This is a genomic window from Methylobacterium sp. WL116 (genome assembly GCF_008039455.1).
GTDB lineage: Bacteria > Pseudomonadota > Alphaproteobacteria > Rhizobiales > Beijerinckiaceae > Methylobacterium.
The window spans coordinates 1-8,155 of the sequence record NZ_VRUV01000181.1 but is presented as its reverse complement, the minus strand read 5'-3'; the positions used below and the strand labels follow the sequence as shown (position 1 = coordinate 8,155).

Genomic DNA, 8,155 nt, shown 5'->3' with positions numbered 1-8,155 from the left:
CGACAACGTGACCATGGACGTCACGCTGATCGTGCCGGTGGCCATGGAGGAGAAGCTGCGCTTCGCCATCCGCGAGGGCGGCCGAACCGTCGGCGCCGGCGTCGTCGCCGCCATCAACGCGTAGTCGCTCGAGCGATTCGGCACGGCCGGCGGTCTTCGCCGGCCGTGTCTCGTCGCGGAGGCCGCGGGATCGGCTCGCGACCCCGTTGTCACCGCCTGACATCGGCATTCCATCCCTCCCTGCCGACCCCGAGCTTGACAGGGAGCCGTCGGTTTATTTTCCTGCCATCCGCGACGAGCCGCGGAGCCCCAGGAATGAACACCGCCATCGGGTTTCCGTGGCCGACGCGCCGCCTGTGGCTCGCCGCCGCCGCGAGCGCGATCCTGATTTGCCCGGCCCGTGCCGACGCCCTGAGCGACGGACGCTTCCGCGACGAGGTGGCGGCCATCCTGCGGGCGATCCGGCCGGGCGCGGAGATCCGCCGCGACCGTGATCCGGGACAGATCCTGGTCGGCCGCAGCACGATCGCCCTCACCAACCTGTATCCGCGGGTCGCCCCGCTCGCCGGCGACGCGCGCCGGCGGATGATCGAAGCGTATCTCGTCACCGCGCTGAAGGACATGGACGCGGCGCCGTCGCCCGGCGAGCCGAGCCTCGCGGCGATCCGGGCGCAGCTGCGCCCGCAGCTCCTGCCGCGCGCGATCCTCGCCCAGGTGCCGGACCTCGCCACGCGGACCTTCTCGGAGACCCTGGTCGTGGCCTACGTCATCGATGGGGCGGACCGGATGCGCTACCTGACCCGGCCGATGCTCGAAGGGTGGGGCGTCGATGCCGCGGCGATCCGAACCGCCATCGAGGTTCCGGCGCTGGCCAACCTCGCCGAGGCCTCGAAGGAGGCCGCGTTCGCCCTCGCGGTTGACGGCGGCACCCCCATCCTCGCCATGACCAATGCCGGCGATGACTACGACGCCGCACGGCTGATGTTGCCCGGCTATCTCGACGAGATCCGCACGGCGCTGAAAGCCGATGGCATCACGGTCGCGATCCCGACCCGCGACCTGCTGATGGCGTGGCCCGCCGACAGCAAGGCCCGCATCGCCCTCGCCGCGGAGGTGCGCGACCGGCTGCGGAAGGGCCCTTACGGCCGCAGCGACGAGCTCTTCCGCTTCGACCGAACGGGACTGCGCCCGCTGACGGCGGCGGAGCGGGCCGATCACGGTCGGTGACGCATTTCCGGCGTTCCCGGCTCTTGCATCCCGGCGCCCGATCGGGCATTGGGCGTCGCGATAGGAGTGTAGCTCAACTGGTCAGAGCGCCGGTCTCCAAAACCGGAGGTTGCGGGTTCGAGTCCCTCCACTCCTGCCAGTCTGCATTTCCTGCCGTTCCAAGCCACGCTCCTGACGCTCGCGACGCGCCGCGGCTGTCGACAACCCCGACGACTTGCGCTAGAGCGGGCGCACTCCGAGATCGATGTCGGCTGTCGGTTCGGGCTCGTTCGGGCGAGCTTCCGAACCCGTCGTCATTCTCGAAACCCGGTTCCTGACGCCATGGCATCGAACGAAGCGACCAAGAAGGCCGATCCGGCGCGCAGCCCGGTCCGCGGCGCGGCTTCCCAGCCGCCGCAGCGCAACGCTCCGCCGGCCCGGCCCGCGCCGAAGCGCGTCGGCCCGCTGGAGTTCCTCGGGCAGGTGCGCGACGAGGGCCGCAAGGTCACGTGGCCGACCCGCAAGGAGACCACGGTCACCACGATCATGGTCTTCGTGATGGTGGTGGTCGCGAGCCTGTTCTTCACGGTGGTCGACCAGGGCCTTCGCTACCTCGTCGGCCTGATCCTGGGCCTGTAGGCAACACACACCGTCCGCGGGCCCCGGCCCGACGCGAACATGCAGGAGTCGATCAGAACCGTGTCGAAGCGCTGGTACATCGTCCACGCCTACTCGAACTTCGAGAACAAGGTCGCCCAGTCCATCAAGGATCAGGCGGCCCAGCGTGGGCTCATGGACCTCTTCGAGGAGGTGATGGTCCCGACCGAGAAGGTCGTCGAGGTCCGCCGCGGCCGCAAGGTCGACGCGGAGCGGAAGTTCTTCCCCGGCTACGTGCTGGTGAAGTGCGACCTCACCGACGAGGTCTACCACCTGATCAAGAACACCCCGAAGGTCACGGGCTTCCTCGGCGCCGACAAGTCGAAGCCGGTGCCGATCCCGGACGCCGAGGCCGAGCGGATCAAGGGCCAGGTCGCCGAGGGCGTCGACCGTCCGAAGCCGTCGATCTCCTTCGAGATCGGCGAGACCGTCCGCGTCGCCGACGGCCCCTTCGCCTCGTTCAACGGCACCGTCGAGGAAGTCGACGAGAGCCGCTCGCGCCTGAAGGTCGCCGTGTCGATCTTCGGCCGCGCCACCCCGGTGGAACTCGAATACGCCCAGGTCGAGAAGGCCTGACGTAGAGCGGATCGGGAGGAGCGAATAGCGGATCGAGGGCACCGCGCCCTTTCGGATCGGCCGATGCGATGCACCGGCCTACCCATTCCGTCTTCGCTGCTTCCTGTTCGCGAAAGCCCGCGGAAGGCCCGCCCGGTTCGCCGCCGGGGCCAACGGTCCGCACCGCGACCTGCAACCGCCCGTCCGACCGAGCCTCAGGCAGCCCGGCGGCGCGCAATCATTTGGGAGCAGTCCCATGGCGAAGAAGATCACGGGCTACGTGAAGCTTCAAGTCCCGGCCGGCGCCGCCAACCCGTCGCCGCCGATCGGTCCCGCGCTCGGTCAGCGCGGCCTCAACATCATGGAATTCTGCAAGGCCTTCAACGCGAAGACCGCGCAGATCGAGAAGGGAACCCCGATCCCGGTCGTGATCACGGCCTACCAGGATCGCAGCTTCACCTTCGAGATGAAGCAGCCGCCGGTCACCTTCTTCCTGAAGAAGGCCGCGGGCCTGAAGATCGGCAAGAAGCCGGCCTCCGGCTCCAAGACCCCCGGCAAGGGCCCGACCGTCGGCAAGGTCTCCGAGGCGCAGCTTCGCGAGATCGCCGAGAAGAAGATGCCCGACCTGAACTGCGATTCGGTGGATGCCGCCGTCGCGATGATCCGTGGCTCCGCGCGGGCCATGGGCCTCGAAGTCACCGCGTAAGGGGAGGGCACCATGGCACACGAAGGCAAGCGCATCCGCGCCGCCCGCGAGGGCATCGACCCGACCAAGCTCTACGGGATCGCCGAGGCGATCGCGATGGTGAAGGCCAAGGCCAATGCCAAGTTCGACGAGACCGTCGAGGTCTCGATGAACCTCGGCGTCGACCCGCGCCACGCCGACCAGATGGTCCGCGGCGTCTGCAACCTGCCCAACGGCTCCGGCCGGACGGTGCGGGTGGCGGTGTTCGCCCGCGGCGCCAAGGCGGACGACGCCCGGGCGGCCGGTGCCGACATCGTCGGCGCCGAGGACCTGCTCGAGATCGTCCAGGGCGGCAAGATCGAGTTCGATCGCTGCATCGCCACCCCGGACATGATGCCGCTCGTCGGCCGGCTCGGTAAGGTGCTCGGCCCCCGCGGCCTGATGCCGAACCCGAAGGTCGGCACCGTCACCATGGACGTGAAGTCCGCGGTCGCCGGCGCCAAGGGCGGCTCGGTCGAGTTCCGCGTCGAGAAGGCGGGCATCGTCCACGCCGGCATCGGCAAGGTCTCGTTCGACGAGGCCAAGCTCGTCGAGAACATCAAGGCGTTCGCCGACGCGGTGGCCAAGGCCAAGCCCGCCGGCTCCAAGGGCACCTACATCCAGCGCATCGCCGTCACCTCGACGATGGGCCCGGGCGTGAAGGTCGAGCCGGGCTCCGTCCTCGGCGCCTGACCGTCCCGCTACGACGACACGATCGAAGCGCCCGGCCCCTGCGGCCGGGCGTTTTTCGTTGCGCGTCGTGCCGGGTCCCGGACAGCCGAAGCATCGGCCGAGGGTGATCCGGGACCCTGCGCAGACAGCCCCGCGGAGCGGCCCCCGCACCCGGCGATCACGATGCAGATTGCCGCGGCGAAGGGGGGCGCCAACGGTCGCAGCTGTGCTAAATAGAGCGCCATGCGATGCAACCTCTCCGTTCAGACCCAGCGACGCATCCTGTGCGTCTTCCCCGCCTACACGCCGTCCTTCGGGACCTTCTCCCACGCCTACCCGCTGATGGGCGGCGTGAAGGCCTTCATGCCGCCCCAGGGCCTGCTGCTGATCTCGGCCTACATGCCCGAGACCTGGGAGTGCCGGTTCGTCGACGAGAACATCAAGCGCGCCACCCCTGAGGAGTTCGCCTGGGCCGACGCGGTGTTCGTGTCGGGCATGCACATCCAGGAGCCGCAGATCCACGAGATCGCCAAGCGCGCGCACGCCGCGGGCAAGGTGACGGTGCTCGGCGGCCCCTCGGTCTCCGGCGCCCCCGAGAAGTATCCCGACTTCGACTACCTCCACATGGGCGAGATCGGCGACGCCACGGACGCGCTCGTCGCGATCCTCGACTGCGACCTGGCGCGGCCCCCGTCCCAGGTCCGGCTCGAGACCAAGGAGCGGCTGCCGCTCTCGGACTTCCCGGCGCCGGCCTACGAGGCGGCCCCGCTGAAGCGCTACCTGATCGGCTCGCTGCAATTCTCCTCGGGCTGCCCCTACCGCTGCGAGTTCTGCGACATCCCGCAGCTCTACGGGCGCCAGCCGCGGCTGAAGAGCCCCGAGCAGATGTGCGCCGAGCTCGACGCGATCATCAGCCAGCCCGGCCACCCGGCGGTGGTCTACTTCGTCGACGACAACTTCATCGCCAACCGCAAGGCGACACGGGACATGCTCCCGCACCTCGTCGCGTGGCAGAAGAAGAACGACTACCCGCTCCAGTTCGCCTGCGAGGCGACCCTCAACATGGCCAAGCAGCCCGAGATCCTCGAGCTGATGCGGCAGGCGAACTTCATGACCGTGTTCGTCGGCATCGAGACGCCGGAGGAGGACGCGCTTAAGGGCATCGACAAGACCCACAACGCCGCCGTGCCGATGTACGGCGCGATCGAGACGCTGAACTCCTACGGCCTCGAGGTGACGTCGGGCATCATCCTCGGCCTCGACTCCGACTCGGACGCCTCCGAGCAGTACCTGATCGACTTCATCGACAAGTCGGGCATCCCGGTCCTGACGATCAACATCCTCCAGGCCCTGCCGAAGACGCCGCTTTGGGACCGGCTGCAGCGGGAAGGGCGCCTCGTCCACGACGCGGCGCTCGAGTCGAACGTCCTGTTCAAGCGCCCGCACGACACCGTGGTGTCGAGCTGGCGCCGGGCGATCGCGCACGCCTACGCGCCGGAGAAGATCTTCGAGCGCTTCAAGCACCAGTGCGCGACGACCTACCCGAATCGCATCGTCACCCCGACGAAGGGCAAGCTGACCTTCACCAACCTGCGCCGCGGGCTGATCCTCGGGTTCAACATCATCACCCGGGTGGGCATCTTCTCGGATTACCGCAAGCCGTTCTGGTCGGCGGCCGTCTACGCCCTGAGGCGTGGGCAGATCGAGGCGGTGTTCAACATGGGCTTCGTCGCCCACCACCTGATCCGATTCACCCGCGAGGCCCTGCGCGGCGAGCACAACGCCTCGTTCTACGCGGCCAAGGCCGCCGAGACCGAGGCGGCGCGGCAGCGCTCGTGGTGGGAGAACGCGCGCAAGCGCTTCGTGCCGGAGCGCGAGGCCGCCTAACCGAGCGGGCCGACCGTCGAGACGTTACCGGGCTGTGTCCGAGACGGCGATGCGGTAGCGCCACGGCGGCGCTCCGAGCCCCAACACCGAGAGCGTGTTCCATCGGGCGAGGAGCCGATGTGCGAGCATCGGGCCCAGGATGCCGAAGGCCGTCCCCGAGATCAGGTAGACCATGGGGTCGGGCGGAACGTGCAGGCGCGTCATGGCCACGCGCAGGCCGGCCGCGGCCAGCGAGTGCATGACGAAGATCGAGAGCGAGAGCAGGCCGACCGTGGCGAGCGCGCCGCCACCGATACGCTTACTCACCCACACGACGCCGAGAATGCCGAGACAACAGGCAGGTAGCGCCGCTAGCGCCATCGGGCTGAAGCCGGAGACCGTCCAGGCCCCCACGACCGCCAGGGCGAAGCCCGTCCAGATGAGTGCGATCCCCGACAGGCTCACCGGCGTCCGCCAAGCCGCCACGGCGTGCCCGGCATAGGCACCTGCGAGATAGAACGGAAGGTTGTGCAGGGTCAGCGCGAGGCTTGGAACCTCCGGGAGTTGAAAGAAGATCACGAATCCCGCCGCCGCGATGGCGGCGAACAGTCTGCGATCGGGAATCATGGCGGCCAGCACGTGGCAGATCAGAAGGGCGTAGAGAAACCAAAGCGGTCCGAGGGGACGGTACGGGAAGGCGAGAAGGTCGGCGGGAGTGACATGCGTGTTGATGTCCTGCGCCAGCAGGATCATCACGCTGCCCTGGATGAACGTCCAGATCACGTAGGGAAGGCCGATCGTCCAGAGCTTGGCTTGGAGAAACGGCACCCGTCCGCGTCGCAGGCTCCCGGGCAGGTTCAGTCCGGCCAGGAAGAAGAACAGCGGCATGTGGAAGGTGTACAGACCGAAATCCACCCACTGGGTCGCGGATGTGTCAGGCACGATCCCCGCCTTGACGGTTCCCCGGAGGACGTGGCCGAACACGACCAGAATGATCCCGATGCCGCGCGCGACGTCGATCCAGTCCTGCCGTTGTACGCGCTGCATGGGACTCGCCTCGAGGTCGGGCTGCGCGGCACACGGCCATGACGACGCCCGAACCTTCAGCGCAATCGGTCGAAATCCCGCAGCCCGGTGGAGAGCTTATCAAGCGTCGGAAAAGGCCGACCATCCGCACCGAATCGCAAATCCAACGCAGAGTCCGTCCGAGAAGCCGCTCGGAGCCATCGACCGGCTCGGGTAGGAGTTCGGCCACCCGAGGACACCGCGCGTTTGCCTAAGTCGGAAAAGTCGCGTCTCGGCCCTTGGCAGGCGGCTTGCTTGGCTCTATACACCGCGCTCCACGCAATTTTCATGTTTGTTCAGGGAGCCCGTCCGCCCGGTCGGGTTCCGTATCGAGACGCCGCCTGGGTGACCGGGCGTCGATGGCCGGCAGGACCTGAGGGGTGAAAACCTCTGAGGGCCGCGTCCGGCCATGTCCTGTCCGAGACTGCAGGTGCCGGTTCGCCGGCTTAATCCCCCAACCTGCACAGACGGGGAAGACCGCATTTTCGAAGCGCCCGACCGATGAGGGACGGCGTGAAGGCATCGGTTTGAACCATCTCAGCCCTTAGGCATCGCACCCCTCGCGGGGGCGGCACCGGGGGACAGGGCCGTGAAGCGTCGTCCAGGACGTTTTCGGCTTCCATGAGGCCGAAGATCCGTCCCGGGCGGCACGTGCAACCGGCGGACCCATTCTCGGGTTCCGCCCAACCGGAGAGAGCCCCAGTGGACAGGACAGCAAAAGCTGATCTCGTCTCGACGCTCAACGGCGTGTTCGCAAAGAGCGCCGTCGTCGTCGTGGCCCACTACAAAGGCCTCACGGTCGCCGAGATGCAGAAGCTGCGTTCGCAGATGAAGCTCGCCGGCGCCACCGTGCAGGTCGCGAAGAACAGCCTCGCCAGCATCGCTCTCGATGGCACGGACGTCGCCTCCATCAAGCCCCTCCTGAAGGGCCCGACCCTGCTCGCCTATTCGAGCGATCCGGTCGCGGCCGCCAAGGTGGCGGTGGATTTCGCCAAGGCCAACGACAAGCTCGTGATCCTCGGCGGCGCCATGGGCGCGACCGCTCTGAACCCGGACGGCGTGAAGGCCCTCGCCTCGCTCCCGTCCCTCGACGAACTGCGCGCCAAGATCGTGGGCCTCGTCCAGGCTCCCGCGACCAAGATCGCCCAGGTCGTCAATGCGCCGGCGGCCAAGCTCGCCCGCGTGTTCGGAGCCTATGCCACCAAGGACGAAGCGGCCTGACGGTCGTTTCCCCTTTCAAACCCATCCCTTCACACCGATATCGTTAGAGGATCATCACAATGGCTGATCTTGCCAAGCTCGTCGACGACCTGTCGTCGCTGACCGTTCTCGAGGCCGCCGACCTCGCCAAGATGCTCGAGGAGAAGTGGGGCGTCTCGGCCGCCGCCGCCGTCGCCGTAGCTGCCGGCC

Annotated in this window: 8 protein-coding genes, 1 tRNA gene and 2 pseudogenes; 10 read left to right on the top strand and 1 reads right to left on the bottom strand. The window is 68.0% G+C overall.

The annotated features are described in order from the left end of the window. The 8 genes and pseudogenes from FV223_RS14340 to FV223_RS14305 form a co-directional block, all read left to right on the top strand. Positions 1 to 124, top strand: a pseudogene (locus FV223_RS14340) (elongation factor Tu); the annotation flags it as partial. A gap of 191 nt (positions 125 to 315) precedes the next feature. Next, positions 316 to 1,227: a hypothetical protein gene (locus FV223_RS14335; RefSeq protein WP_147727675.1), complete on the top strand. Its 912-nt coding sequence runs from the start codon at positions 316 to 318 to the stop codon at positions 1,225 to 1,227. A gap of 62 nt (positions 1,228 to 1,289) precedes the next feature. Then, positions 1,290 to 1,366, top strand: a tRNA-Trp gene (locus FV223_RS14330). Between the two features lie 182 nt (positions 1,367 to 1,548). After that, complete coding sequence (gene secE, locus FV223_RS14325; RefSeq protein WP_147727674.1) at positions 1,549 to 1,845, top strand: preprotein translocase subunit SecE; 297 nt, start codon at positions 1,549 to 1,551, stop codon at positions 1,843 to 1,845. A gap of 60 nt (positions 1,846 to 1,905) precedes the next feature. After that, the gene (gene nusG / locus FV223_RS14320) at positions 1,906 to 2,439 is read left to right on the top strand and encodes a transcription termination/antitermination protein NusG (RefSeq protein WP_147727676.1); all 534 of its coding nucleotides are present in this window, start codon (positions 1,906 to 1,908) and stop codon (positions 2,437 to 2,439) included. A gap of 235 nt (positions 2,440 to 2,674) precedes the next feature. Then, positions 2,675 to 3,124 carry a 50S ribosomal protein L11 gene (gene rplK / locus FV223_RS14315; protein ID WP_147727673.1) on the top strand — a complete coding sequence of 150 codons (450 nt, stop codon included), beginning with the start codon at positions 2,675 to 2,677 and terminating at the stop codon, positions 3,122 to 3,124. A gap of 12 nt (positions 3,125 to 3,136) precedes the next feature. Next, complete coding sequence (rplA, locus tag FV223_RS14310) at positions 3,137 to 3,835, top strand: 50S ribosomal protein L1 (protein WP_147727672.1); 699 nt, start codon at positions 3,137 to 3,139, stop codon at positions 3,833 to 3,835. Between the two features lie 222 nt (positions 3,836 to 4,057). Next, positions 4,058 to 5,701, top strand: coding sequence for a B12-binding domain-containing radical SAM protein (locus FV223_RS14305; protein ID WP_147727671.1), 1,644 nt, complete (start codon positions 4,058 to 4,060; stop codon positions 5,699 to 5,701). 24 nt (positions 5,702 to 5,725) lie between these two features. On the opposite strand, the gene FV223_RS14300 is transcribed toward FV223_RS14305, so the two are convergent. Then, on the bottom strand, positions 5,726 to 6,727 hold the full coding sequence (locus tag FV223_RS14300; protein WP_147727670.1) for an acyltransferase: 1,002 nt from the start codon (positions 6,725 to 6,727) through the stop codon (positions 5,726 to 5,728). A 720-nt stretch (positions 6,728 to 7,447) separates the two neighbouring features. Between FV223_RS14300 and rplJ the strand changes: the two genes are divergently transcribed. Next, the gene (gene rplJ / locus FV223_RS14295; protein WP_147727669.1) at positions 7,448 to 7,966 is read left to right on the top strand and encodes a 50S ribosomal protein L10; all 519 of its coding nucleotides are present in this window, start codon (positions 7,448 to 7,450) and stop codon (positions 7,964 to 7,966) included. Between the two features lie 59 nt (positions 7,967 to 8,025). Further along, positions 8,026 to 8,155, top strand: a pseudogene (locus FV223_RS14290) (50S ribosomal protein L7/L12); the annotation flags it as partial.

Bases quoted from the DNA above. Each gene is read 5' to 3' on its own strand.
- secE (WP_147727674.1), top strand. From the start codon at position 1,549: ATGGCATCGAACGAAGCGACCAAGAAGGCCGATCCGGCGCGCAGCCCG.
- rplA (WP_147727672.1), top strand. From the start codon at position 3,137: ATGGCACACGAAGGCAAGCGCATCCGCGCCGCCCGCGAGGGCATCGAC.
- FV223_RS14305 (WP_147727671.1), top strand. From the start codon at position 4,058: ATGCGATGCAACCTCTCCGTTCAGACCCAGCGACGCATCCTGTGCGTC.
- FV223_RS14335 (WP_147727675.1), top strand. From the start codon at position 316: ATGAACACCGCCATCGGGTTTCCGTGGCCGACGCGCCGCCTGTGGCTC.
- FV223_RS14300 (WP_147727670.1), bottom strand. From the start codon at position 6,727: ATGCAGCGCGTACAACGGCAGGACTGGATCGACGTCGCGCGCGGCATC.
- rplK (WP_147727673.1), top strand. From the start codon at position 2,675: ATGGCGAAGAAGATCACGGGCTACGTGAAGCTTCAAGTCCCGGCCGGC.